General features: G+C 68.1%; 20 protein-coding genes. 9 read left to right on the forward strand and 11 right to left on the reverse strand.

What is annotated here, in order from left to right; all coding sequences use genetic code 11:
• Positions 1 to 60: 60 nt before the first annotated feature.
• The 5 genes from AC1RHV_RS29315 to AC1RHV_RS29335 are packed head-to-tail and all read left to right on the forward strand — an operon-like array spanning position 61 to position 4,634.
• Positions 61 to 1,092 (forward strand): ABC transporter substrate-binding protein, encoded by a 1,032-nt coding sequence (locus tag AC1RHV_RS29315; RefSeq protein ID WP_054458216.1) that lies wholly within the window; start codon positions 61 to 63, stop codon positions 1,090 to 1,092.
• The gene (locus AC1RHV_RS29320; RefSeq protein WP_054458215.1) at positions 1,079 to 2,095 is read left to right on the forward strand and encodes an ABC transporter permease; all 1,017 of its coding nucleotides are present in this window, start codon (positions 1,079 to 1,081) and stop codon (positions 2,093 to 2,095) included. The genes AC1RHV_RS29315 and AC1RHV_RS29320 overlap by 14 nt, the downstream gene beginning before the upstream one ends.
• Complete coding sequence (locus AC1RHV_RS29325) at positions 2,089 to 2,880, forward strand: ABC transporter ATP-binding protein (RefSeq protein WP_119451643.1); 792 nt, start codon at positions 2,089 to 2,091, stop codon at positions 2,878 to 2,880. Before AC1RHV_RS29320 ends, AC1RHV_RS29325 begins: the two co-directional genes overlap by 7 nt.
• Positions 2,877 to 4,052, forward strand: a complete 1,176-nt coding sequence (locus AC1RHV_RS29330; protein WP_370540128.1) for a c-type cytochrome — start codon at positions 2,877 to 2,879, stop codon at positions 4,050 to 4,052. Before AC1RHV_RS29325 ends, AC1RHV_RS29330 begins: the two co-directional genes overlap by 4 nt.
• Before the next feature lie 48 nt (positions 4,053 to 4,100).
• Positions 4,101 to 4,634, forward strand: coding sequence for an OsmC family protein (locus tag AC1RHV_RS29335; protein ID WP_054458213.1), 534 nt, complete (start codon positions 4,101 to 4,103; stop codon positions 4,632 to 4,634).
• A gap of 9 nt (positions 4,635 to 4,643) precedes the next feature.
• Here the strand turns inward: AC1RHV_RS29335 and AC1RHV_RS29340 are convergent, their stop codons facing one another.
• On the reverse strand, positions 4,644 to 5,486 hold the full coding sequence (locus AC1RHV_RS29340; protein WP_054458212.1) for a LysR family transcriptional regulator: 843 nt from the start codon (positions 5,484 to 5,486) through the stop codon (positions 4,644 to 4,646).
• Positions 5,487 to 5,593: 107 nt separating this feature from the next.
• On the opposite strand from AC1RHV_RS29340, the gene AC1RHV_RS29345 reads away from it, so the two are divergent.
• Positions 5,594 to 6,577: a bile acid:sodium symporter family protein gene (locus AC1RHV_RS29345; protein WP_054458211.1), complete on the forward strand. Its 984-nt coding sequence runs from the start codon at positions 5,594 to 5,596 to the stop codon at positions 6,575 to 6,577.
• A gap of 24 nt (positions 6,578 to 6,601) precedes the next feature.
• Here AC1RHV_RS29345 and AC1RHV_RS29350 read toward each other — a convergent pair whose 3' ends face one another.
• Both AC1RHV_RS29350 and AC1RHV_RS29355 read right to left on the reverse strand, forming a co-directional pair.
• Entirely contained in the window at positions 6,602 to 6,991 is a 390-nt protein-coding gene (locus tag AC1RHV_RS29350; RefSeq protein ID WP_054458210.1) for a Rieske (2Fe-2S) protein, read from the reverse strand.
• 51 nt (positions 6,992 to 7,042) lie between these two features.
• Positions 7,043 to 8,848 (reverse strand): ABCB family ABC transporter ATP-binding protein/permease, encoded by a 1,806-nt coding sequence (locus AC1RHV_RS29355; RefSeq protein WP_054458296.1) that lies wholly within the window; start codon positions 8,846 to 8,848, stop codon positions 7,043 to 7,045.
• 336 nt (positions 8,849 to 9,184) lie between these two features.
• On the opposite strand from AC1RHV_RS29355, the gene AC1RHV_RS29360 reads away from it, so the two are divergent.
• On the forward strand, positions 9,185 to 10,012 hold the full coding sequence (locus AC1RHV_RS29360; RefSeq protein WP_054458209.1) for an aldo/keto reductase: 828 nt from the start codon (positions 9,185 to 9,187) through the stop codon (positions 10,010 to 10,012).
• A gap of 33 nt (positions 10,013 to 10,045) precedes the next feature.
• On the opposite strand, the gene AC1RHV_RS29365 is transcribed toward AC1RHV_RS29360, so the two are convergent.
• Together AC1RHV_RS29365 and AC1RHV_RS29370 are read right to left on the reverse strand one after the other, a co-directional pair.
• The gene (locus tag AC1RHV_RS29365; RefSeq protein WP_054458208.1) at positions 10,046 to 10,231 is read right to left on the reverse strand and encodes a hypothetical protein; all 186 of its coding nucleotides are present in this window, start codon (positions 10,229 to 10,231) and stop codon (positions 10,046 to 10,048) included.
• Complete coding sequence (locus AC1RHV_RS29370) at positions 10,228 to 11,403, reverse strand: PepSY-associated TM helix domain-containing protein (protein WP_054458207.1); 1,176 nt, start codon at positions 11,401 to 11,403, stop codon at positions 10,228 to 10,230. The genes AC1RHV_RS29365 and AC1RHV_RS29370 overlap by 4 nt, the downstream gene beginning before the upstream one ends.
• A gap of 178 nt (positions 11,404 to 11,581) precedes the next feature.
• On the opposite strand from AC1RHV_RS29370, the gene AC1RHV_RS29375 reads away from it, so the two are divergent.
• Positions 11,582 to 12,295, forward strand: a complete 714-nt coding sequence (locus tag AC1RHV_RS29375; protein ID WP_054458206.1) for a metallophosphoesterase — start codon at positions 11,582 to 11,584, stop codon at positions 12,293 to 12,295.
• A gap of 37 nt (positions 12,296 to 12,332) precedes the next feature.
• Here the strand turns inward: AC1RHV_RS29375 and AC1RHV_RS29380 are convergent, their stop codons facing one another.
• Positions 12,333 to 14,930, reverse strand: a complete 2,598-nt coding sequence (locus tag AC1RHV_RS29380; protein ID WP_175214296.1) for a penicillin-binding protein 1A — start codon at positions 14,928 to 14,930, stop codon at positions 12,333 to 12,335.
• A gap of 107 nt (positions 14,931 to 15,037) precedes the next feature.
• On the reverse strand, positions 15,038 to 15,838 hold the full coding sequence (locus AC1RHV_RS29385; RefSeq protein WP_492302494.1) for an AraC family transcriptional regulator: 801 nt from the start codon (positions 15,836 to 15,838) through the stop codon (positions 15,038 to 15,040).
• A 183-nt stretch (positions 15,839 to 16,021) separates the two neighbouring features.
• Between AC1RHV_RS29385 and AC1RHV_RS29390 the strand changes: the two genes are divergently transcribed.
• Positions 16,022 to 17,266 carry an MFS transporter gene (locus AC1RHV_RS29390; protein ID WP_054458204.1) on the forward strand — a complete coding sequence of 415 codons (1,245 nt, stop codon included), beginning with the start codon at positions 16,022 to 16,024 and terminating at the stop codon, positions 17,264 to 17,266.
• 62 nt (positions 17,267 to 17,328) lie between these two features.
• On the opposite strand, the gene pgaD is transcribed toward AC1RHV_RS29390, so the two are convergent.
• Genes pgaD through pgaA form a run of 4 tightly spaced genes read right to left on the reverse strand, consistent with a single transcriptional unit; the run spans position 17,329 to position 23,634 of the window.
• The gene (pgaD, locus tag AC1RHV_RS29395; protein WP_054458203.1) at positions 17,329 to 17,775 is read right to left on the reverse strand and encodes a poly-beta-1,6-N-acetyl-D-glucosamine biosynthesis protein PgaD; all 447 of its coding nucleotides are present in this window, start codon (positions 17,773 to 17,775) and stop codon (positions 17,329 to 17,331) included.
• Positions 17,772 to 19,112, reverse strand: coding sequence for a poly-beta-1,6-N-acetyl-D-glucosamine synthase (gene pgaC, locus AC1RHV_RS29400; protein ID WP_118934541.1), 1,341 nt, complete (start codon positions 19,110 to 19,112; stop codon positions 17,772 to 17,774). The genes pgaD and pgaC overlap by 4 nt, the downstream gene beginning before the upstream one ends.
• Positions 19,109 to 21,142: a poly-beta-1,6-N-acetyl-D-glucosamine N-deacetylase PgaB gene (gene pgaB / locus AC1RHV_RS29405; RefSeq protein WP_310535111.1), complete on the reverse strand. Its 2,034-nt coding sequence runs from the start codon at positions 21,140 to 21,142 to the stop codon at positions 19,109 to 19,111. The genes pgaC and pgaB overlap by 4 nt, the downstream gene beginning before the upstream one ends.
• A 20-nt stretch (positions 21,143 to 21,162) precedes the next feature.
• On the reverse strand, positions 21,163 to 23,634 hold the full coding sequence (gene pgaA, locus AC1RHV_RS29410) for a poly-beta-1,6 N-acetyl-D-glucosamine export porin PgaA (RefSeq protein ID WP_054458200.1): 2,472 nt from the start codon (positions 23,632 to 23,634) through the stop codon (positions 21,163 to 21,165).
• Between the last annotated feature and the right edge of the window lie 390 nt (positions 23,635 to 24,024).

Here is a 24,024-nt window from a genome sequence, read left to right on the forward strand (position 1 = left end):
CAGGTCGATGATGCCGCATGGCAATCATCGCCATTCACAGTCTGCTCAAAAGGAAGGTTGATGAATACGAACGTCCATTCCCGCGCCATCTCCACGCGGGGAATTTCGCGCCGTGCGCTGCTGCGCGCGGCAGGCGCCGCAGGCCTTGCGGCGCCGCTGGGCATGCTGGGCTCGCGCGTGCTGGCCGCCAACGCCGCACCGCGCACGTTCAAGATCGCATGGAGCCAGACCGCAGTCTGCCAATCGCCCGTGTCGGTGGCGCTGGAGCGCGGCTTCTTCGACAAGTACAACCTCAAGGTCGAACGCATCAACTTCAGCGGCTCCACCGACCAGCTGCTGGAGGCGATCGCCACCGGCCACGCCGATGGCGGCATCGGCATGGCGCTGCGTTGGTTGAAGCCGCTGGAGCAGGGCTTCGACGTCAAGCTGGCGGTGGGCACGCATGGCGGCTGCATGCGCTTGCTGACGGCGCAGGATTCGCCGATCAAGAGCGTCAACGACCTGAAGGGACGCCGCGTGGCCGTGTCGGACCAGGCCAGTCCGGTGAAGAACTTCTTCGCGATCCGCGTGGCGCAGCTGGGTATCGATCCCGAATCCGTGGACTGGCGCCAGTACCCGCAGGACCTGTTCGGCGAAGTCCTGCGCAAGGGCGAGGTCGACGCCATTGCGGGTGACGATCCGCTGATCTACACGCTGCGCGAGGACAACAAGCTGCGAGAGATCGCCACCAACATCGAGGGCGATTACGAGAACCGAACCTGCTGCGTGCTGGGCCTGCGCGGCGATCTGGTGCGCAAGGATCCAGAGGCCGCCGCGGCCATTGCGCGTGCGGTGATCGACGCGCAGCGCTGGACGGCTTCCAACCCGGACGAGACCGCGCGCATCTTCGCGCCGTATGTGCCCGGCAAGGTGCCGGCCGAACGCGTGGCCGCGATCCTGCGCAGCCATAGCCATGGCCATGCCTCGACGGGCGCCGCGTTGCGCGAAGAGATCGTGGGCTACGCCCGGGACCTGAAGACGATCAAGGTGCTGAGCGCGGGCCTGGACGTCAACAAATACGCGCAAGTGGTGGTGCCCAATGTCCTCGGCTGACGTATTGCACGCCCCGGCCGCGGGTGTGAATCCGCCCGCGCGCGACTGGCGCTTGTGGAAAACCGGTATCGCCGCCGCCGCGCTGTGGGCGGGCGTGGGCGGCGTGACGCTGGCATGGCCGAACGTCGAGGTGGGCTTCTCGTCCTGGGGCTACACGCGCGAATTCGGCGCGGCGGCCTTGGCGCTGGCGTTGCTGCTGTTACTGGCGGCGGCGCCGGGGGCGGGGCAGTTGCGCGCCGTGCGCGCCTTGCACCGCGCCGGCCCCTGGCTCGCGGCCCTGGCCGTGGCGGTGGGCGCCTGGGAGATCGCGACGGCCAAGCTGGCGCTGCTGCCCAGCCCGTTCTTCGCGCCGCCGCAGTCGCTGATCGAAGTCTACGTCTCCGACTACAAGCGGCTGGCCGACAGTCTGGCGAATTCGCTTTGGCTGCTGGCCAACGGCTTTCTGCTGGGCGCGGCCGCGGGTTTCCTGACCGGGGTCGCGATCGGCTGGTCGCGCGGCCTGGGCTATTGGGTGCATCCGGTGCTGCGCTTCCTGGGGCCGGTGCCTTCCACGGCCTTGCTGCCTATGGCGTTCTTCTTCTTTCCGTCGAGCTGGTCGGCAGCGGTCTTCCTGATCGCCCTGGCCACCTGGTTTCCGGTCACGGTGCTGACCTGGTCGGGCGTGGCGGGCGTCAACCGGGCCTACTACGACGTGGCGCGCACCATGGGCGCCAATGAGTGGTTCCTGGTGCTGCGCGTGGCGATTCCGGCGGCCTTGCCGCAGGTCTTCGTGGGCCTGTTCATGGGCCTGGGCGCCTCGTTCTCGGTGCTGGTGGCGGCCGAGATGATGGGCGTGAAGTCCGGGCTGGGCTGGTACCTGTCATGGGCCCAGGGCTGGGCGTCCTACGCCAACATGTACGGCGCGCTGATCGTGATGGCGCTGGTGTTCTCGGGCCTCATTACTTTGCTGTTCCTGGGGCGCGACCGCCTCCTTGCCTGGCAGAAGGGAGTCGTGAAATGGTAGCGGCAGCGGTGCCTGACAAGCGGGATGCGGCCGGCGCCGCATTGGCCGTGCGCGGCGTGAACCATCACTTCGACCTGGACGGCGCGCAACTGCCGGTGCTGGACGGCATAGACCTGGACGTGAAGCCGGGCGAGTTCGTGGCCCTGCTGGGCCCCAGCGGCTGCGGCAAGTCCACGCTGCTGCGCCTGGTGGCGGGCCTGGAGCCGCCCGCCGCGGGCGGCCTGCTGGCGGACGGCGAGCCGATCACGGGGCCTTCGCCTTCGCGCATCGTGGTGTTCCAGGACCCCACGCTATATCCGTGGCGCACGGTCTGGGACAACGTGGCCCTGGGACTGCAGGCGCGCGGGCTGTTGAAGACGCAGCGCAGCCGGGTGGACGAGGCCTTGCAGCGCGTGGGCCTGAAGGCGTTCAGCCAGGCCTATCCGCATCAGCTGTCCGGCGGCATGGCGCAGCGCGCCGCGCTGGCGCGGGCGCTGGTCAACGATCCGCGCATCCTGATCCTGGACGAGCCGCTGGGCAAGCTGGACTCGCTGACCCGCATCGCCATGCAGTCCGAACTGGTGGACCTGTGGCAACGCGAAGGCTACACGGCCTTGCTGGTCACGCACGATGTGGAGGAGGCGCTGTTCATGGCCACGCGCATCGTGGTGCTGAGCGAGCGGCCGGCGCGGATCAAGGACGAAATCGTCAACGACCTGCCGTACCCCAGGCATCGCGGCGATCCGCGCCTGGCCGCGTTGCGCCATCGCGCGCTGGCCTTGTTGGGGCTGGATGCGACGTGGTGAGCATCGTGCAACGCCGGCCGGCGGATGCCGCTGGCGCGGCGCGGTGGGCCCGGCGGCGCATGGCGGCGCTGTTGACGGTCGGCTTGGCCGCATTGGCGTTGGCCCTGGGCGCCGCGGTCTGGCGCTCGCTGGGCCAGGCTCCGGCATTGGCGTATTGGCCATTCGCGTGGCGCTACGACCCGGACCTGCCCGTCAGCCCGCACACGTGGCGCCAGCTTTGGCTGGCGCTGGCGCAGTCGGCGGCGGCGCTGGCGTTGCTGTGCGGCGCGCTGTTCGCCAAGCGCCGCCGGCTGGCATGGCTGGGCGCCGCCGTCGCGCTGGCGCTGCTGGCTGACTGGCCGAACCCGCGGATGTTGCTGGTCGAGGCGCACAGTTCTTCCTATCAGAGGTCGCCGTTGCCGTTTTCCGATGCCACTCTGTTGCAGGGCGGACGGCTGTACCAGGCGCATTGCGCCGCATGCCACGGCGCGGCGGCAGATGGGCGGGGCGAGCGCGCCGCCAGCCTGCCGGTGTGGCCCAGCGTGCTGGGACCGGCCCTGTTCCAGAACAGGCTCGAAGGCGAGCTGCACTGGCGCATCGCGCAGGGCGGCCAGGAACCGGCGGCCAACCCCGCAATGCCGGCGTTTGGCGCAATGCTGAACACGGAAGAGATCTGGCAGGTGCTGGACTATCTGCGCCTGCGGGCCTATGGCGTCAGCGGCGGCAGCGGTATGCCGGCGGTCGCCGCACCCGTCGTGGCGCTTGCCTGCCGCGACGGCCGGGCGACGCGGCTCAGCGGCTTGCGCGGCTTGCCCCTGCGTGTGATGGCCTACGCGCAGGGCGCGGCCGAGGAACCGCAGGATCCACGCCTGCTCACCGTGGCGCTGACGCGTGGCCACACACAGCGCGTAGACGCGGATTGCGTGGCGGCAGGCGTAGAGGCCTGGAACGCCTATGCGCTGGCAGCCGGCGTGTCGCCTGACGAGCTGGCGGGCGCGCAGTTCATGGTCGACCGCCAGGGCTGGCTGCGTGCGCGCCGCCTGCCGGGCGCGGCTCCGGCGTGGACCAGCGCGGACGATGTCTGTGGGCCGGGAGGACGGATGGAGGGAGCGACGGCCCGCGGGCTGGGCCAACTATTGCAGGCGATGGATCGTGCGCCCATCGCCATTCCGGATATGCGCCGCGAACATTGACTGCGGCGCTTGCCCAAGCACATATCAACCCCAAGCGAGGTCTGCAACATGAGTACGTTGAACGAATACCTGGGCCAGAAACGCGAGGCCGTGCTGGCGCGCAACGCGCGCGATCCGCACACCGTGACGCCGGTGAAATTGCGCGCACAGGTCAGCGCCGAAGGCCGCAGCGGCGTGCGCCGAATCCGGATCCGAGATCACCAGGTGGTCAGCGACAGTCCCGCGGATTTCGCGGGCTATGACCTGGGACCGAGTTCGCCCGAGCTGCTGCTGGGATCGCTGGGCAGTTGCCTGACGCATATCTTCCTGATCAAGGCGGCCGAACTCGAATTGCCGCTGGAGTCGCTGCAGGTGGAGATCGAAGGCGACCTGGACCCGCGCGGCGGCAAGCCGGGCTATGAGCAGGTGCCGTTCTTTCCGCACAACATCCGCTATACCGCGCACATCGTGTCGCCGGCCGACGAGAGCGCGGTGCGCGCCGTGCATGAGGCGGTGGAGCAATGGTGCCCGATCCTGAACCTGCTCAAGCAGCCGCAGCCGCTGGAAGGCCGCGTGCAGCACACCCGCTCGGCGGCGCAATAAGCAAAGGCCTCAAGTCAGCGTGCTGCGCATCAGGATCTCGGTCAGCGCGCGCGTGGGCTTGTTGGGCGCGGGCGCCGAGATCACGATGAATTCCACCTGCGGCAGCGCGGGCAGTTGCGCGGCGCCTGCTGGCGCGGCAAGGCCGAGCGTGGACAGGTGCGAAGGCTGCACCGTGATGCCCAGGCCGGCGCGGGCTGCCGCCTGGCAGCCCGCATAGCTGGTGCTGGTGCAGACGATCTGCCAACTGCGGCCGGCGCGGGCCAGCGCGTCCAGCGTCAGGCCACGGGTCACGCTGGGTTCGCGCAGCAGGATCAGCGGCAGCGGTTCGTCCGGCGCCACCCGCAGGCCTTCCTTGGCCTGCCACAGCAGGGCTTCCTTGTGCAGGGTCTGGCCGCGGCGGTCGCCCTTGCGGCGCTTGCCTATCATGACGTCCAGGCCGTTGTCGTCCAGCAGCTTGTAGAGCTCGCTGGTGACGCCGATGGTCAGGTCCAGTTCGACCTCCGGGTGGGCCAGCCGGAAGGCGGCCAGCACGTCGGGCAGAGGTCCCATTGCCAGATCGTCCGAGGTGCCCAGGCGCACGCGCCCGCGCAGGCGCGGCGCGTCGAACAGGCGCTCGGCCCGCTCGTGCGCGTCCAGGATGATCTGCGCATGCACCAGCAGGCTGCGGCCGTCGCTGGTGAGCGCGAGCGAATGCGTGTCGCGCTGGAACAGACGCCGGTTCAAGGCCTGTTCCAGCTGGCGGATGTGTTCGCTGACCGTGGGCTGGGTCAGGCCCAGGCGCCGGGCGGTCTCGGTGAAGCTGGGCGCGGCGGCGGCCGCGGCGAAGGTCTTGAGCCACAAGGGATTGAGCATGGCGGCCTGGTCATAGGAAAGTCCGATGACAGTTAAAGTACCCAGTGGGCTTCACGATGGCAAGCGCCGTGCCTATAGTTTCCGCAATCCCTACGGAAATCTTTGCCATGCGCCGCTTCCTGCCCGACCAATTCACGCTCATCCTGATCGCCACGGTGGTCTTCGCCAGCTTTTTCCCTGCCGTGGGCAAGGGCGCGGCGTTCATGACCGTGGCCAGCAACATCGCCATTTCGCTGCTGTTCTTTCTGCACGGCGCCAGGCTGTCGACGGACGCCATCGTGGCTGGCGTGAAGGACGTGCGCCTGCACGCGCTGATCCTGGCTTGCACCTTCCTGCTGTTTCCGGCGCTGGGGCTGGGCCTGCGGGCGCTGTTTCCCGGCCTGTTGACGCCTTCGCTGTGGCTGGGCGTGCTGTTCGTCTGCACCCTGTCTTCCACCGTGCAGTCGTCTATCGCCTTTACCTCCATGGCGCGCGGCAACGTACCGGGCGCGATCTGCGCGGCCACGGCTTCCAACCTGCTGGGCACCGTGCTGACGCCGCTGCTGGTGGCGGTGCTGCTGCACCGCCAGGGCGGAGGCCATGGGCTGGCCGACGCCGGCCGCATCCTGTTGCAGCTGTTGTTGCCGTTCGCGGTGGGCAGCCTGCTGCGGCCCTGGATCGGCGCCTGGGCCCAGCGCAACAACCGCACGCTGTCGAAAGTGGACCGCAGCTCCATCCTGCTGGCCGTCTACACGGCGTTCAGCGAGGCGGTGGCGCAGGGTATCTGGCACGCGTTCCCGGCCATCGACCTGGCGTCCATGGTGCTGGTGAACGCCTTGCTGCTGGGAACGGTGCTGCTGGTCACGACCTGGGGCAGCCGCAAGCTGGGGCTGTCCAAGGAAAACGAGATCACGCTGGTGTTCTGCGGCTCGAAGAAGTCGCTGGCCTCGGGCATTCCGCTGGCCACGGTGCTGTTCGGCACCTCGCAGATGGGCGTGGTGGTGCTGCCGCTGATGATCTTCCACCAGATGCAGCTGATGGTCTGCGCGGTGCTGGCGCGCCGCTACGCGGAGCGGCAGGCGCCGGCTGAAGCGGCGGCGGCGCGGGCTTGAAGTCTCTTGCTTGAGCGTAGCCCCCTAGGCGGGCGTATCTTCCAAAGGGCGGATCTTGCCGGCCGGCTGCCAGTAGACCGCGCCCTCGCGTTCCTCGACCGTCAGCACGGTCAGGCGGCCGTTCTTACAGGGGCCGCCCACGCATAGCCCGGTGTCCGGCTGGTAGGTGGCGCCGTGGCGCGCGCACATGATCAGGTCGCCGGCGCGGGTGAAGAAGCTGCCTTCCCAATCCAGTTCCACGCCCACGTGGGCGCAGCGGTTCAGATAGCCGTGCACGCGGTCCTGGTAGCGCACGAAGAAGGCCGTGGTGCGGCCGGCGGCATCTGACACGGGGATCTTCACGCCGAGGCCGCCGTTGGCGAGGTCGGAGGAAGCGCAGACGCGGACGGCGGGGACGGGGGCTGAATCCTGCATGGTGGGCCTGGAAATCAAAGGGTGCGATGTTCGGACAGGGGCGCGGGCTTGTCAATCCGGCGAGCCGGTCAGGGCGCTTTGCTGCTGACGGGCCCACATGCCGGCGTAGATGCCGTCCTGCGCCAGCAGTTGGGCATGGCGGCCGCGCTCGACGATGCGGCCTTCGGCCAGCACGATGATCTCGTCCGCGTCCGCCACCGTGGACAGGCGGTGGGCGATGATCAGCGTGCTGCGGCCCTGGCTGACTTCGCGCAGATTGGCCTGGATTTCGCGTTCGGTGTGGGTGTCTAGAGCGCTGGTGGCTTCGTCGAACAGGAAGATGGGCGGGTTCTTCAGGATGGTCCGGGCGATCGCCACGCGCTGCTTCTCGCCGCCGGACAGCTTCAACCCGCGTTCGCCCACCATGGTCTGGTAGCCGTCCGGCATGGCCATGATCAGATCGTGGATGTGGGCCAGGCGCGCCGCCGCCTGGATCTCTTCCTCGCTGGCGCCGGGGCGGCCGTAACCGATGTTGTAGAGGATGGTGTCGTTGAACAGCACGGTGTCCTGCGGCACGACGCCGATCGCGGCGCGCAGGCTGGACTGCGTCACGTTGCGCACGTCCTGGCCGTCGATGAGGATCGCGCCGCCGTCGGCGTCGTAGAAGCGGAACAGCAGGCGCGCGATGGTCGATTTCCCGGCGCCGGACGTACCGACGACGGCCACGGTCCTGCCGGCGGGGATGGTGAAGCTGACGCCCTTCAGGATGGGGCGGCGCGCGTCGTAGCCGAAATGCACGTCGCGGAACTCCACCGCGCCGCCCGCCACGCGCAGGGGCTGGGCATCGGGCCGGTCGGCCACCTCGCGGTCCTGTCCCAGCAGTTCGAACATGCGCTCCATGTCGATGATGGCCTGCTTGATTTCGCGGTAGACGAAGCCGAAGAAGCTCAGCGGCTGGTACAGCTGCAGCAGGTAGGTGTTGACCAGCACGAAATCGCCCAGCGTGTAGCGGCCTTCGGCGATGCCGGTGGCGGCCATCCACATGACCAGGGTCAGGCCCACCGAGATGATGGCGGCCTGGCCGATGTTGAGGATGGACAGGCTGACCTGGCTGCGCACGGCGGCGCGTTCATAGCGCTTTAGCGACGCGTCGTAGCGGCGCGCTTCGTGTTCCTCGTTGCCGAAGTATTTGACCGTTTCGTAGTTCAGCAGGCTCTCGATGGCTTTGGTGTTGGCCTCGGAGTCGGTTTCGTTCATCTGGCGCCGGAACTTGGCGCGCCATTCCGTGACCAGCAGCGTGTACGCCATGTACAGCGTGACGGTGGCGCCCGTGGCCAGCGCCAGCCAGATGTCGAACATCTTCCACAGCACCACGCAGACCAGCCCGATTTCGAAGAAGGTCGGCAGGATGCTGAAAAGCAGGAACGACAGCAGGGTCTGGATGCCCTTGGTGCCGCGCTCGATGGCGCGGTTCAGGCCGCCGGTCTGGCGCGTCAGGTGAAAGCGCAGCGCCAGCGCATGCAGGTGGCGAAAGACCTGCAGGCCGACCGCGCGGATGGCGTGCTGCCCGACGCGCGCGAAGATGGCGTCGCGCAGTTCCGAGAACAGCAGCGAAAGCACCCGGGCCGTGCCATAGGCCAGGATCAGGCCCAGCGGCACGGTGACGGAACCCGGGGCGCCCTGGCCCAGCTCGTCGATGGCGTGCTTGTACAGCAGGGGGACATAGACCGTGGCCACCTTGGCCGCGAACAGGCACAGCAGGGCCGCGATCACCCGCGTTTTCAGGCCCGTCTCGCCGGGCGGCCAGAGATAGGGAAAGAGCGTGCGCAGGGTGGAAAAGCCGCCGCGGCGCTCGGGCCGCGTGTCAGGAGCGTTCATGGTCTTGGGGGGATGCATGGGCCGTCGGGCCGTCGGAAGCGCATTATCGGCCACAGGCTGCAATTCTGCCGCAGCACCGCGCCCAGGGGCGGAAACGCCTGCTTTGGCAGTGGGGATTCAGGGATTTTGCGGCTCTGGGGGTAATATCGGCCTCACGACCCCTGGGATGTGTAGATCTCTCCCGGGGGTTTTCAATCCGGCATGGTGACTCGGGCGCAGCCTGGCGGGCCCGTTCTTTACTGTCTCAACCAAGGATGAAGCCTGGCTGCCCCTTGGTTGCGCGACCCGGCGCATATTCGCCGCGCGGACGTCGCGTCGCAAGCTACGGAGGGTCTTATGGCGAAAGTACCGGCAATGCAATTGAACGACGGCGGCAAGATTCCCCAGCTGGGCCTGGGCGTCTGGCAGGTGCCGAACGATCAGGCCGCCGCAAGCGTGAAAGAGGCGCTGGCGGCAGGCTACCGCTCGGTGGACACTGCGGCCATCTACGGCAACGAGGCTGGCGTGGGCGCGGGCTTGCGCGCGGCCGGCGTGGCGCGCAAGGATCTGTACGTCACGACCAAGCTCTGGAACGACAGGCACGGCTACGACGAGGCCCATAAGGCCATGGACGAGAGCCTCGAAAAGCTGGGCCTGGCTTACGTGGACCTGTACCTGATCCACTGGCCCGTGGCCGGCAGCACGAAGTTCCTGGACGCCTGGAAGGCCATGGTCGAAATGAAGGAAGACGGCCGCGCGCGCTCGATCGGCGTGTCCAACTTCACCCAGGCCAACCTGGAGCGGCTGCTCGACGCGTCCGGCGTGACGCCGGCCGTGAACCAGGTCGAACTGCACCCAGGCTTCACGCAGCAGGCGCTGCGGGCCTTCCACGCCAAGCACGGCATCGCGACGGAGTCATGGAGCCCCTTGGCCCAGGGCGGCGTGGCCAAGGACAAGGTCATCCTGGAACTGGCCAGGAAGCACGGCAAGTCGCCCGCCCAGGTGACGCTGCGCTGGCATCTGCAGCACGATCTGATCGTGATCCCGAAGTCGGTGACGCCCGCCCGCATCCGCGAGAACATCGACGTCTTTGACTTCGAACTGTCGGCGGCCGACATGGCCGCCATCGACGGCATCAAGGAAGGCGCGCGCCTGGGGCCGGACCCCGAGACCTTCGGCAAATAATGCCGCACGCCGGCACGGAACTGGCGGTCGCGCCTAGCGCTGCAGCGGGAATACCCAGTAGCGCACGATGACCGCCAGCAGGATGGCCAGGGCGATCCAGGACGCCCAGTGCCAGCCTCCCGTGCCCAGCAACGCGGCCAGCAGGCCGAACACGCTGAGCACGCCCAGCAGGATCGGCGCGCCCCAGACAAACATGAAACCACGGGCCGTCTTGCTCATGCGGGAGTCCTTTTCGGGATGGCGGCGGCCTGGTGCTTGCGCACGAGTTCGGCGATGCGCGCCTCGGTAGCGCGGCGGCGGGCCAGCCAGAGATAGAGGCCGCTGACCAGCACGATGATGGTAATGACGTCCAGCAGCGCCCAGATGATCTTCAGCGGCATGCCGCCGTAATCGCCGAAATGTAGCGGCCGCGACAGTTCCAGCGCGGTCAGGTACCAGGGCATCTTGGCCACGGTGGTCAGTTCGCCGGTCTTGCCGTCCACCAGCACGGGCGTGTTCAGCTTGGAGGTGAGCGGCGTGTCGCCGCGCATCCAGGTGATGTAGTGGTGGGGACTGCCGAAGGCATTGCCGGGAAAGGCGATGAACGACACCTCGTTGCCAGGCAGGGCCTTCCTGGCCGTGTCGGCGGCGCCCTGGGCCGAGGCCAGCTCGGTGGGTACGTTCTGGCCCTTGTAGGGTTCCAGGATGCGCACCAGTTCGGTGGACTGCCACAGGCGGAATAGCGGCGTGGAGAGTTCGTTGATCACGCCGGTCACGCCCACCACGAAGGCCCAGACCAGCGTCACGATGCCCAGCAGGTTATGCAGATCCAGCCACTTCAGGCGCGTGGAGCGGGAGGCGCGCACCGTGCCGAATTCCAGCTTTTTCATGAAGGGGCCGTAGAGCACCACGCCGGACACGATTGCGACGCAGAACAGCAGCCCCATGAATCCCAGGAACAACTCGCCGGGCAGGCCCGCGAACAGGTCCACGTGCAGCGCCAGCATGATGCCCATGAAGGAAAACTTGTCCTCCGTGTACAGCGGACCGTCCAGCAGCACGTCGCCGGTGCGCGCGTCCATGCGCACGGCGTGGCCGGACACCTGGCCGTCGCCGGGCGTTTTCGCCATGCCCACATAGACCTGAGGTTCGTCGGGATCGAAGAACAGATAGTCGACGACCTCGCCCGGATACATGGCGCGGGCGCTGTCGACCAGCTTGTCCAGGTTGGCGCGCGGGGTCGAGGCAGGCACGTCGGACAACGGCTTGCCGTCGTCGAGCCAGTGTTCGATCTCGTGGTGGAACACCAGCGGCAAGCCGGTAAGACAGATGACGAGCAGGAAGATCGTGCAGACCAGGCTGGTCCATTTATGGACCAGATACCAGGTTTTGATGGTGGACGCGGCAGTCATGGGGGAGGGCGGGGCCCTTGCAGGCGCGGATTGGGGAAAACTGAATATTATCGCGAATAATATCGATTCTCGTAACCAAATTTTGACCACGGCGCGGCAAAGGGGGACAGGCGGAGCGGCGTGAAAGCGGGTTAAAAAGAGGGATCGAGCATCAACCAGTGGTAGCCCCCGGATCATCATGGAGCAGCGTTTTCTCAAAGTCCCGCGCAACGAGCTAGGCCGCGATTTCGCGGTGGGCGATCTGCATGGGCATTTTTCCCGCCTGCAGGAAAGCCTGGACGAGCTGGGCTTCGACCCGTCCCGGGACCGCCTGTTTTCGGTCGGCGACCTGGTGGACCGGGGGCCGGAAAGCGAGGCCGCGCTGGAGTGGCTGGCGCGGCCGTGGTTTCACGCGGTTCAGGGCAATCACGAGGATTACGCGATCCGCCACGTGCGCACGGGGCAGGTGGACGTGGATAACTGGCGCGGCTATGGCGGCGGCTGGTTCCTGGACCTGCCTTCTGATCGCCAGCAGGTCTTTGCCGAGGCTTTCGCGCAATTGCCCATCGCCATCGAGGTCGAAACGCTGGACGGCGCCGTGGGGCTGCTGCACGCGGATTGCCCGGTGCTGTTCTGGCCGCGGCTGGAATCCGCCTTGCAGGACCGCTACCGGCGCACCAGCGCCGCCTGCCAGTGGTCGCGCGACCGCCTGCGGCAGATGGACCGCACCGGCATCCGCGGGGTGCGGGCAGTGGTGGCCGGGCACACGCCGGTGCCGGCGCCGCTGCTGCTGGGCAACGTCTACCACATCGATACCGAGGGCTGGAAATCCGGCTACTTCACCTTCCTGGACCTGGAATCCCTGCGGGCCTGGCCACGCGAGGTCGTGACCGAACTCGCGGAGCAGGAATAGCCAGGCCTGGATTCCCGGCGGCTGTCGCCGGCCGCGGTCAGAGCGGCCGGGCGGCCACCGGTCCGGCGCCGCTGACGGCGCTGGCGCGGGCGGGCGTGTCGGCGTCCACGCGCGGCACGGGGATGGGCGGGATGGCAGGCGGCGCGTTGCCTGCCGGCGCGCCGCCCGCTGGGGCCACGGGAACGGGCAGGGCCACCGGCGGTTGGGCCGGACTGCTTTGCGGCATTGCGCCGCCGCCGGGCGGCAGGGGTTTGACCGAGGTGTCCACGCCGTCCGTCGAACGGTTGTTGTTCAGGAAATCGGTCAACGCGTCGCCCGAGGACAGGTCCAGCGAGGCCACGGCCTGGCCCGGCGGGAATTCCGAGAAATAGTATTCGCCGTTGTCCACGATCAGGCCGTCCGGCCGCGGCGCGGGCTTGGCTTCGGGCACGCCTTTCAAGGCCGGCTGCATGTAGTCCAGCCAGGTGCTCAGGGCCAGGCCGCTGCCGAATTCGTTGGTGCCCAGCGACTTGGGCTGGTCAAAGCCCATCCAGACGGTGGTGGCCAGGCTGGGCGTGAAGCCCGAGAACCACACGTCCACGGCCTCGTTGGTGGTGCCGGTCTTGCCGCCGATGTCGTTGCGCTTGAGCACCTGGTGCGCGCGGGCGGCGGTGCCGCTGACCGTGACGCCGCGCAGGATGTCGTCCATGACCCAGGCGGTGCGGGGATCGATGGCGCGCGCCAGGGCGTCGCCGGCGACGACAGGCTGGGCCTGCATCAGCACGTTGCCCGAGCGGTCGGTGACGCGGTCCACCAGATACGGGGTGACGCGGTAGCCGCCGTTGGCGAACACGCTGTAGCCGTTGACCACTTGCAGCGGCGTGGCGCCGCCCGCGCCCAGCGCCAGCGGCAGCACGGCCGGCCAACGCGACTTGTCGAAGCCGAAGCGGGTCAGGTAGTCCTGCGCATATTGCGGCGAGATGGCCTGCAGGATGCGGATCGACACCATGTTCTTGGACCGCATGAGACCCTGGCGCAGGGTCAGCATGGGTTCGTACTTGTTGCCGTCGTTCTTGGGCTGCCAGGCCTTGGAGCCGGTCTGCTCCGCGGTCAGCATGAAGGGCTGGTCGGAGATCTGCGTGGCCGGGGTCAGGCCGCGTTCCAGCGCCGCCGCGTAGACGAAGGGCTTGATGTTGGAGCCGGGCTGGCGCCAGGCCTGCGTCACGCGGTTGAAGCCGCCGCGGTTGTAGTCGAAGCCGCCGATCATGGCGCGCACGGCGCCGTCCTGGGGCACCATCGAGACCAGCGCCGCCTGCAGCGTCGGCATGTTGATGATTTCCCAGCTGTCGCCGTTCTTGTGGATGTAGACGACCGAGCCGCGGCGCAGCCGCTGGCTGTCGCTGGCCTTGGGGTTGAGCGCGCGCGCCACCACTGCCAGCGCCTTCTTGTCGCTGATGGTGATGATGTCGCGCGCGCTGCGCGCCAGCGTCACTTCGGTGGGGCTGGCGGCCAGCACCACGGCGGTCAGCAGGTCTTCGCTGTCAGGCGTCTTTTCCTGCACGCCGTCGAGGATTTCATCCAGCGCGGCCGGGTCCTTTTCGACGCCCTCGGGCAGGTCGATCTGGTCCTCGGGGCCCGGATACACGGCGCGGCGCGTGTAGTCCAGCACGCCGTCGCGGACGGCGCGGTAGGCGGCTTCCTGGTCCTTGGAATCGATGGTGGTGTAGACGTCGATGCCCTTGGTGTAGGTCTGTTCCTGGAACACGCCGTACATGAGCTGGCGCGCCAGTTCGGCCGGGTAGTCGCCGTGGATCGCGAAGCCGCGCGCGCTGGCGCCGTCCGCGCCGCGAATCGTCAGGCGCTGCTTGAGCGCCTCGTCGGCCTGTTCGGGCGTGAGATAGCCCAGCGTCTTCATGCGGCCCAGCACGTAGTGCTGACGGATCTCGGCGCGCGGGAAATTGGTGATGGGGTTGAAGCGCGACGGGGCCTTGGGGATGCCGGCGAGCATGGCGGCCTCGGCCGGCGTGACGTCCGACAGGGGCTTGCCCAGATAGGTGCGCGAGGCGGCCGCGAAACCATAGGCGCGGTGGCCCAGGTAGATCTGGTTCATGTAGAGCTCAAGGATCTGGTCCTTGGAGAGCTCGGATTCGATCTTGAACGTCAGCAGCAATTCATAGAACTTGCGCGAATAGGTCTTTTCCGACGACAGGTAGAAATTGCGCGCCACCTGCATCGTGATGGTGCTGCCGCCCTGGCTCTTGGAGCCCTTGACGAGGTTGGTCACGACCGCGCGCGCCACCCCCATCCAGTCGACGCCGCCGTGGCTGTAGAAGCGGTCGTCCTCGGCTGCCAGCACCGCCTGGCGCATCACGGGCGGGATCTCGTCAAAGCGCAGCACGTTGCGGTGCTCTTCGCCGTACTCGCCGATCAGGACCTTGTCCGCCGTATAGATGCGCAGCGGCACCCGCGGACGGTAGTCCGTCATGGCGTGCAGGTCGGGCAGGCTGGGCCAGGCCAGGGCCAGCGCCAGGCCGAGCGCGATGCCGCCGCACACGGCGACGCCGCCGGCGGCTACGCCCGCCTTGACGAGAATGCGTTTCCAGGGGAGGCCCGGTTTGCCGCCCGGGGTGGCGGAGGATTGCTGGGGGGTGCTCATTGCAGGCGATTCTAGGGCAGAACACGATGGACCGCCCAGAGGGTCATAAGGTTTCAGTAACTAAACATGAATTGCGTCGCGAGTGACGGCAAATCCGGTTGCAGGCGTCAGCCATTGTTCAGGTAGCGTTGGGGCGGCGCGCCCAGCGCACGGTGGAACATGGCCGAGAAGGCGCTGGCGCTGCGGTAGCCCAGGTCAGCGGCGATGCGCGCGACCGGCACGCCCTGCGACAGCCGGCACACCGCCTCGGCCAGCCGGACCTGCTGGACCCACTGCCGGTAGTTCAGCCCCAGTTCGGCCTGGAACAGGCGGATCAGCGTGCGGGCGCTGGCGCCGACTTCGTCGCCCCAGTCCTCGATGCCGCGCTGCAGCCCCGGATCGTCCAGGATCGCCGCGCAGATGGTCTGCAGACGCCGGTCGCGCGGCCAGGGGATCTGTAGCGGCGCGACGCGTGCGGCGGCCAGCTCGGAAAGCAGCAGGGCGGCGACCTGCCCGGCGCGGCCGTCCAGCGGATAGTCGATGGGTTCGGCGGTCAGCGCCAGGATCAGCTCGCGCAGCAAGCCGCCGACCTCTACCACCTGGCATTGCGGCCAGTAGCTGCGGGCGGTCTCGGCTTCGAGATAGAGCGAACGCATGGACACCGCGCCCACCATGTCCACGCCATGCGGCACGCCCGCCGGCACCCACAGCGCGCGCAGCGGCGGCAGGGCCCAGAAGCCGCTGGGCGTGGTGACGCGCATGACGCCTTCGACCGCGTAGACCAGTTGCGCGCGCGGATGCGAGTGGGTGCCCGTGCGGGTGCCTGGCAGGAATTCCTTGGCCATGGCCGTCACGGCGCGCGGCCGGTGCTGGTAGTCCTGCGGATTGACGCTGCGGGCGGGGTCGGGCAAAAGGAGTCGGGCGGGCATGCGTGTCACTTCCGGCATAAGGATGAGTTGGGCGGCTCAGGGCTGGTTTGCGTATTTTGTCACCATATTTTGTCACTTGAGCGACGAAAATTGGCAGATCGGTTCCGTCCCGGATTCCTACACTGGGTACTGGTCCGGCGTGGCGCTGGACATGTCCATCCCCATTACTTGCGTCCATCGCCCATGAATCCCCCTCAGAACTCCGCCGCCGGCGTCGCCGACGCCAATCCGGTCCCGCCGTCCGCCGCTTCCTCGGACCCATCCACTGCCTTCAAGGTGCTGGGCGCGATCAGCGTGGCGCACCTGATGAACGACATGATCCAGTCGATCCTGTTGGCCATCTATCCCATGCTGAAGGATTCATTCAGCCTGTCGTTCGCGCAGATCGGGCTGATCACGCTGGTCTATCAGCTCGCGGCCTCGCTGCTGCAGCCCTTCATCGGCTTCTATACGGACCGCAATCCCAAACCGTACTCGCTGCCGGTGGGCATGGGCTTCACCCTGGTGGGGCTGTTGCTGCTGTCGATGGCGCCGTCGTTCGGCTGGCTGCTGGTGGCCGCGGTGCTGGTGGGCACGGGCTCGTCGGTGTTCCACCCGGAATCCTCGCGCGTGGCGCGCATGGCCTCCGGCGGACGCCACGGCCTGGCGCAGTCGCTGTTCCAGGTGGGCGGCAACGTGGGCTCGGCGCTGGGGCCGCTGCTGGCCGCGCTCTTCATCATCCCGCACGGGCAGCGCAGCGTGGCCTGGTTTTCGCTGGCGGCGCTGTTCGGCATCGTGGTGTTGACCGGCATCGGCCGCTGGTACAGCGCCAACCGCGTCCTGCTCAAGCCGCGCGCGCGGCGCGAGGGCGCGGGCAACGGGCTGTCGCGCAACCAGGTGCTGGGCGCGCTGGCGGTGCTGGGCGTGCTGGTGTTCTCCAAGTATTTCTACCTGGCCAGCCTGAACAGCTATTTCACGTTCTACCTGATCGACAAGTTCGCGCTGTCGGTGCGCGAGGCGCAGCTCTACCTGTTCCTGTTCCTGGCCGCGGTGGCGGTAGGCACGGTGGTGGGCGGACCGGTAGGCGACCGCATCGGCCGCAAGATCGTGATCTGGGTGTCCATCCTGGGCGTGGCGCCGTTCACGCTGCTGCTGCCCTATGTGAACCTGTTCTGGACCGGCGTGCTGGTGGTGATCATCGGCATGGTGCTGGCCTCGGCGTTCTCGGCCATCGTGGTCTATGCGCAGGAGCTGGTGCCGGGCAAGGTGGGGATGATCGCCGGACTGTTCTTCGGCTTTGCCTTCGGCATGGGCGGCGTGGGCGCCGCGGCGCTGGGCAAGCTGGCTGATGCCACCAGCATCGGCTATGTGTACCAGGTCTGCGCCTATCTGCCCTTGCTGGGCGTGGTGGCGATCCTGCTGCCGAATGTGGAGAAGGCGCGCCGCTGAAGGCGGGCGCCGGGGCTGGCGCCGTCAAGCCAGGAGGCTTACAGCGCCAGGCAGGGACCGTGTCAGCCGGCCTGCACCGCGTTCAGGCGGGGGCGGCTGATGTCGATGCCGGTGATGTCGCCGGCCGCGCCGTGGTGGACGACGCAGGTGTGCGCGGAGCGCACCTGCATCAGCTGCGCCGGGCTGATTGCGAAGCTGGCCGCCACGCGGCGGTCGCCCACCGGCTTGATGGGCTTGCGGCGGTCCTTACCTGCGAACTTGCGGTGGTTGTAGACGGCCCAGCCCACCAGCACGCCCGCGTTGATCAGGGCCAGCAGCGCATAGCCCCACAGCGTGTGCACGGTGGGCAGGAACACCGGCCAGAGCGAGACATCGGGGCCGCCCGCGGCGGCGCGCAGGATCGCCAGGATGCCGGCGCCGAACAGATAGACGAAGGCGAACCAGCCGACGGCGGTCAGGACCAGGTCGAACAGATAGCCTGCGCGGGAACGTTGCGTGGTGATGATCATGACGTTGCGTCCGGTGATTTGATGCCCCGGTCCGGGCTGGTCCAGCGCGCGCGCCGGGCCTGCTTGCGGAGCATGACTTTGGGGAAACTGACCAGGGTGGTGAACAGGCTCACCATCCAGAAGGCCAGCGGATACCAGATGACCCAGTACAGCGAGCGGGCCAGGCCGGGCTCGTAGCGGCGGTCGATCAGGATGCTGACGACGAACTGCAGCAGGCAGACCACGGCCAGCATCATGCCGGTGAAGGCGGGCGGCATCAGGCTGGCGATCTGCATGTTGTTGGGCAGCGTGACCACCTGGCTGACGGCCCACAGCAGCACCGACACGCCGAAGGCGAAGGCCCAGGCGGTGGACAGGCAGAACTCGGCCATCAGCGGCCACAGGCGGCGGTGGCGCCAGACCCAGATCGAACGCAGGTTCTTCAGGAAGACCTCGGCGCCGCCCTGGGCCCAGCGCAGCCGCTGCTTCCACAGTCCGCGCAGGGTTTCGGGCATCAGGATCCAGCACAGGCCGCGCGGCTCATAGAAGATCGACCAGTGGTCGCGCTGCAGCTTCCAGCTGATGTCGATGTCCTCGGTGATCATGTCCAGGCTCCAGTAGCCCACGCGGTCCAGCGCCGCGCGCCGGAAGGCGGCGACCACGCCGGATACGGTGAACACCTGGCCGTAGACGCGCTGGGTGCGCTTGATCAGGCCGATGATGGAAGAGAATTCGCCCACCTGGATGCGCCCGATCATGGTGGAGCGGGTGCGGATGCGCGGGTTGCCGGTGACGGCGCCCACGCGCGGGTTGTCGATCAGCGGCGCCACCAGGTAGGCGGCCGCGTCCGGGTCCAGCATGGCGTCGCCGTCGATGCAGACCAGGTACTCGCTGCGCGCAGCCATGGCGCCCATGCGCAGCGCCATGGCCTTGCCCTGGTTCTGCGCCAGGTGCACCACGCGCAGCCGCGGATGGGCGGCGGCCATGCGGTCCAGCATGTCGGCGGTGCCGTCGCTGGAGCCGTCGTTGATGGCGATGACCTCGATGTGCGGATAGTTCTGGCCCAGGGCGGCCAGCAGCGTCTCTTCGCCGTTGTCGGCCTCGTTGTAGCAGGGCACCAGGATGGACACCAGCGGATTGCCGGCCAGGACTGGCGGCTGGCTGTCCTTGCCCCATTTCCAGTGCCGCTCCCAATGCCACCAGAAGTAGATGCCGCCGGCCATCCACATGCCGGACATGAACAGGGGGTAGAAGAACACGAAGCCCAGCAGCGCTTCGCCGGTCAGCATCAGGGTGAAGCCGAAGGGCGCGCCAAGCACCGCGCAGAGAATCAGCAGGGCAATCAGTCGGTCTATCATTTGATCGGATACCAGGCTTCGGAGATGGCGGGCCGGATGCCTTGCAACCGGGGCTGGTCTTGCGAGAAATCGTCGGGGTAGTAGCCGAAGCTGCGCGAGCCGCGCAGCTGCAGCCGCTTCATCCAGCCGGCCAGCACGGCCGTGTCGACCGGCGTGGCTTCGGGGCGGCCGGGGCCGGTGCGCCAGTCGCGGGCCTGCAGCTCGAACACGGTCCTGTCCAGCGCCCCGGGGCGCTGCGCGACGGTATCGACCAGCCGGTCCAGCCAGGCGTTTTCCTGGCCGGCGGGCACGTTTTCCATCAGCGGCATCGCCATCGGCGCGGTCCAGTCGTAGGCGCCGAGGAAGTCGTCCAGGTTCTGCGCGAACCAGGTTTCGCTGCCGGGGTTCAGGATGGGTTCGGCAAAGATGTTGCGCGCCGTCTTGATCTGCGGGCCGCGCACCGCGCGCACCCGCTGCGTGAGTTCGGCGGTGAAGTCCACCAGCGCGCGGCTCTTGTAGCGGGTCCAGCGTTGCAGGGTGTCCGGATCCGCGCGCAGTTCGGCGATGCTGCCCGGCAGGCCCGCGGCCCGGTAGGCGGCCAGCGCGCCGGGGCTGGCGTCTTCGAAGTCCGACAGCAGCGCGTCGTCATGGAACAGGATGCCGTCGAAGATCGCGTAGCGGGACAGGTCCTCGTACAGATCGCCGATGCGCGCACGCACGGTCGGGTCGAACGGCGACAGGCGGCGGTACTGGTCGGGATCCGGCTCTGGCTGCGCCTGGCCTTCCTGCCAGCGCGTGACGCGGGGCAGGGCGGGATCCAGGTCGAAGGACAGCACCGGCATCCAGGCGTAGACCATCACGTTGGCGCGGTTGTGCAGCTGCCATGCGGCGCGGTTGAAGAGATCGGCGCGCATAGGCAGCCAGCGGTTGGGGAAGTAGACGGACTTCACCAGGCCGTCGCCCACGGGGTCCGAGTAGGCCTGCAGGAACACCGTGTTGATCTGCATGTCGAGGATGCGCTGCACCAGCTCGCCCAGGTTGCGGTCGGTCTGCGCCGGGTCCGGGTCGTAGACGTAGTCCAGGTCCACGTGCGCCACGCGCATGAAGGGCTGGGCTTCCATGCCGACCACGCTGTTGGCGAAGGGCTTGAGCGTCGGGTCGCTGGACAGCAGCAGGCGCGGCGTGGACATCAGGCGGCCGACGCGGCCCGGGCCGTCCTCCAGCGTCAGCGCCAGCTGATAACCGTGCTCGGCGGTAATGCGCAGGGTGGAGCCGCCTTCGGCGCCATAAGGCCAGACCCAGACGCGCGGCTTCTTGCCGGTGGCGCGGCGGATCTTTTCGGTGATGGCGGCGACGTCGCCGCCCATGCGCGCGTCGAACTCCGCTTCGGTCTCGTAGCGGCGGGTCTGCGCATCGTAGGCTCGGATGGCGGCGGCGGGCTCGGTATTGCCCTGGGGATTGGCCAGCGCGCCGTAGTGCGAGGCATTGGTGTGCGCGGCAATCTCGACCAGCCCCGAGCGCGAGATCTCGCGGATCTCGTCCCAGTTCAGGAAGCGCTTGCGGTCTTCGGGGCTGCCGCCGAAGTCCACGCGCTGGTTGGCCGGCGTGTCCATCCAGACGCCGACCGGCGCCAGCAGCGCGGGCCATTGATAGGCTTTCAGGATGGGAAGCACGCGGGTGTAGAAGCTGCGGTAGCCGTCGTCAAAGGACAGCAGCACGGCGCGCTCGGGCAGCGGCTTGCCGCCCTGGCGCGCGGCCAGGATCTGATCCACGGTGACGGCCTGGTAGCCATTGGCGCGCAGCCAGGCCAGCTGTTCGACCAGACGGTCGGTGCGCACGCTGAGAAAGCCCTGGTCGGGGTCTTCGTCTTCCACGTCGTGGTAGGCCAGGGCCAGGAACTGGCCCTGCACCCAGGGCTGTTCGGCGGGGGCGAGCGGGCGCTGGTCCGGCGGCGTGTAGACCGGGATGTCCTTGGCGCAGGCGGTCAGCGCCAGGATCGCGAGCAACAGCAGGCCGGCGAGAATCAGGCGGGTATGGGTTTTAAGCATCATGGCGTTACTCGGATCCGGGTTCAGAAGCGGTACGTCAGGTCGAACACGATGCGCAGTTCGCGCTCGCGTTCGCCGTCGTACGGGCGGCTGGTGCCGGTGATCATGGCGCCCATGTCGAGGACGTCGTTGGCGCGGTATCGCTGGCCGTAGCCCAGCGCGATCACGCCGCCGGTGCCGTAGCCTTGCTGGGTGTAAGCGCCTGCGCCCAGGGTGCCGATCTGCTCCCAGGCGGTTTCGTAGCGGCGGTACAGGGTGTGCGTCAGGCGCACGCCGGGCAGCAGCATCAGGTCCGACCGCGGATTGAAATAGGGCACGTTGCTGTCGTGGCTGTTGCGCTGGGTGGACGCCTCGAACTCCAGGTCCGCCAGCAGGTGCGGCGAGGTGTAGACGCGCTCGCGCCCGGCCAGGCCCAGCGCCCAACGGTTGTTGCCGTCGCTGAAGTGCGAAGGCGACAGCGCCAGCGTCCATTCGCGGCGCTCGTCGGCTCGCCAGCGCACGTAGGCCGACAGGCTGTTGGAATAGATGCCGCTGGTCAGCGCGCGCAGCGGCGTTTCGCGCGACATGATTTCGCCCGAGCCGCCCACCTGCCAATGGTCGTCCAGGTCGTAGGCGGCCGACAGGCGCGCGCCCGGCTTCACGCCGTGGCCATAGTCGTGGGTGGAGACTTCGCCTTCGATCGTGAGGTCGCGGCCGCGCCATTCCACGCCGGTGCGCAGCCAGCGGTAGTTGCCGCGGCCTTCCTCGAAGTCGCCGGAGGCGTAGCCGCCGCCGCCGAAGACTCGCCAGTTGTAGTCCAGCGGCGCGGAGTACAGCACGGCGTCGATGCCGAAGTCGCCGCTGCCGGTGACCGGGCTGTCGGATGCCAGGCCGCGGTAACCGTTGATGCGCAGCTCGGCCTTGTTGTGCACTTCCCATTCGCGCGCCAGGCGGCGGCTGGTCAGGTTTTCGGGCGAGCGGGCCATGGTGTCCTGCGACAGCGCTTCGGCCTGGCGCCATTCCTGCAAGTCCAGGGCGGTGAAGCCCTGGCCGTTCTCCACGCCCAGGCTGCGCGGCGCCAGGGTCTCGGCCATCTTCAATTCGACCTCCGAGGCGCGGGGGAGCGATTGGGCGCGGTAGACGGTGGCCAGGTCGCTGCGCAGTCCGGAGTTGTTGGGCGCGTTCTCGACCATCTCTTCGAGGCGCTGCCGGGCGGCGACGGTGTCGTTGGCCTGCAGGCGAGCCGACGCCAGGGTCTGGCGGCTTTCCAGGTTCAGGTCGTTGGGCATGCGGGTGGCCTGGCCCTTGTAGTACAGCCAGGGGGCGTAGCCCGATTCGACGCCTTCGGTGACGGCGCTGGTCTCGTTGAACTGTTCGCCCTCGGCCAGCGAGTAGTACAGGCCGGTCTCGGTCGCCAGGCGCTGCTCGGCATCGTCGCCGCGCAGGGCGTCGTCGGCCGCGACCTGCCGATAGATGTCGCGGGCGCGTTCGGGCTGGCGCACGTACAGGTAGGCCGATGCCACGTCGTTCAAGGCGTAACGCGGCACCGTGACGCCCTCGGCCAGTAGGGCTTCGTATTCGCGGACCAGATCGGCCATGCGCACGCGGACGTGCAGGGCGTGCAAGCGGTCGATACGGGCGCGCAGCGCGTCGGCGCGGGCGTCTTCCTGCTGCTGCCAGACGGGGATCAGTTCGTCGTAACGCGCCAAAGCCTTGTCGGCCAACACGAAACGTTCAGCTTCCGACCGCGTGGGCATGGCCGCCAGCCGCACCTGTTGGGCCAGCGCGTCGGCCTCGAAGCCGCGCATCTGGCCAGCGTCGAACAGATCCTGGTGACGGCGCGCCAGCTCCAGCGCCACGTCCGCCATGCGCGCGCGCTGCAGCGCCCAGATGTACTCGCGCAACACGTAAGGGGTGCCGGGCGCGGCGGCCAGGGCCAGGTCGGCCTGGTGCAGCGCTTCATAAGGCTCGCCCTGGCGGGCGTGGACGTAGCTCAGGGCAAGGCGGGCGTCGACATCGCGGGGATGCCGCTTGAGCCAGCGCGCCGCAGCCTCGCGCGCCTCGGGGTAGCGGCCGGCATCGGCCAGGGTCATGATTTCGCCGGCGCGAAAAGCGGACTGGCCGGGATGGCGGCGCGCGCCCTCCTGGTACGCGGCCAGCGCCTCGGGCCAGCGCTGCAGGTCGCGGTAGGCGCGCGCGACGGAAAGCTGGATGTCGCCGGGCAGCGCCGCGCCTTGCGGCAATTGCTCGTAGGCGGCGACGGCTTCGGCGGGCTTGCCGGCCCATCCGGCGATGATGATGTGGTCGTAGATGGCGCGGCTGCCGCCGGCCGGACCTTGCTGGCGCAGCATCGCCAGCGCGGGCTCGTAGTCGCCGGCGCGCGCTCTGGCGATCAAGGCGTCGTAGTCGTTGCCGGGGCCGGCCAGCGCCATGGCTGGAGCCAGGATGGCGCAAGCCGCCAGCAGGCTCAGTCTCGGTCCAACGGCACCCAGGGGTGTCGATCCTCTGTTTTGCATCTGTAATACTTCCGCAGTTGCGACTCGGGGCGTTCCTGGTCCGGCCGGCCGTGGGCGTGCCTTTTTTCGGCGCGAGCCGAGGCGACGCGCAGCACAAAGGCGCCGGCGGCGGCGGGAAGGAACACTTTTTGGTTAGGACTGCGCGGCGCCCGCTGCGGGGACCTTCGCACTCGCGCTATGGGAGTGCATGGCTAGTACGCGCCACGCCCGTAGGGCGTGATTGCGGCGCTCTTGATGGCACCGTCAATGGCCCGAATTATAAGTGTGTTAACTGTCAGTCAACTGTCAATTAGTGCAAAGGGCCATGGCGAAAGTGCGGCCGTGGCGTATTCTTCGTCGCTTGCCGCGCAATCGTCTTGGCGCGGGCGGTAAAGGTTCAGGGCGAAACGG

The organism is Achromobacter sp. GW823-FHT04E03 (assembly GCF_058796095.1).

Bases quoted from the DNA above. Each gene is read 5' to 3' on its own strand.
- AC1RHV_RS29345 (WP_054458211.1), top strand. From the start codon at position 5,594: ATGCGCCGCTTCCTGCCCGACCAATTCACGCTCATCCTGATCGCCACG.
- AC1RHV_RS29320 (WP_054458215.1), top strand. From the start codon at position 1,079: ATGTCCTCGGCTGACGTATTGCACGCCCCGGCCGCGGGTGTGAATCCG.
- AC1RHV_RS29385 (WP_492302494.1), bottom strand. From the start codon at position 15,838: ATGCCCGCCCGACTCCTTTTGCCCGACCCCGCCCGCAGCGTCAATCCG.
- AC1RHV_RS29380 (WP_175214296.1), bottom strand. From the start codon at position 14,930: ATGAGCACCCCCCAGCAATCCTCCGCCACCCCGGGCGGCAAACCGGGC.
- AC1RHV_RS29375 (WP_054458206.1), top strand. From the start codon at position 11,582: ATGGAGCAGCGTTTTCTCAAAGTCCCGCGCAACGAGCTAGGCCGCGAT.
- AC1RHV_RS29390 (WP_054458204.1), top strand. From the start codon at position 16,022: ATGAATCCCCCTCAGAACTCCGCCGCCGGCGTCGCCGACGCCAATCCG.
- AC1RHV_RS29365 (WP_054458208.1), bottom strand. From the start codon at position 10,231: ATGAGCAAGACGGCCCGTGGTTTCATGTTTGTCTGGGGCGCGCCGATC.
- AC1RHV_RS29350 (WP_054458210.1), bottom strand. From the start codon at position 6,991: ATGCAGGATTCAGCCCCCGTCCCCGCCGTCCGCGTCTGCGCTTCCTCC.
- pgaD (WP_054458203.1), bottom strand. From the start codon at position 17,775: ATGATCATCACCACGCAACGTTCCCGCGCAGGCTATCTGTTCGACCTG.
- pgaB (WP_310535111.1), bottom strand. From the start codon at position 21,142: ATGATGCTTAAAACCCATACCCGCCTGATTCTCGCCGGCCTGCTGTTG.
- AC1RHV_RS29340 (WP_054458212.1), bottom strand. From the start codon at position 5,486: ATGCTCAATCCCTTGTGGCTCAAGACCTTCGCCGCGGCCGCCGCCGCG.
- AC1RHV_RS29315 (WP_054458216.1), top strand. From the start codon at position 61: ATGAATACGAACGTCCATTCCCGCGCCATCTCCACGCGGGGAATTTCG.
- pgaC (WP_118934541.1), bottom strand. From the start codon at position 19,112: ATGATAGACCGACTGATTGCCCTGCTGATTCTCTGCGCGGTGCTTGGC.
- AC1RHV_RS29355 (WP_054458296.1), bottom strand. From the start codon at position 8,848: ATGAACGCTCCTGACACGCGGCCCGAGCGCCGCGGCGGCTTTTCCACC.
- AC1RHV_RS29360 (WP_054458209.1), top strand. From the start codon at position 9,185: ATGGCGAAAGTACCGGCAATGCAATTGAACGACGGCGGCAAGATTCCC.
- pgaA (WP_054458200.1), bottom strand. From the start codon at position 23,634: ATGCAAAACAGAGGATCGACACCCCTGGGTGCCGTTGGACCGAGACTG.
- AC1RHV_RS29370 (WP_054458207.1), bottom strand. From the start codon at position 11,403: ATGACTGCCGCGTCCACCATCAAAACCTGGTATCTGGTCCATAAATGG.
- AC1RHV_RS29335 (WP_054458213.1), top strand. From the start codon at position 4,101: ATGAGTACGTTGAACGAATACCTGGGCCAGAAACGCGAGGCCGTGCTG.
- AC1RHV_RS29325 (WP_119451643.1), top strand. From the start codon at position 2,089: ATGGTAGCGGCAGCGGTGCCTGACAAGCGGGATGCGGCCGGCGCCGCA.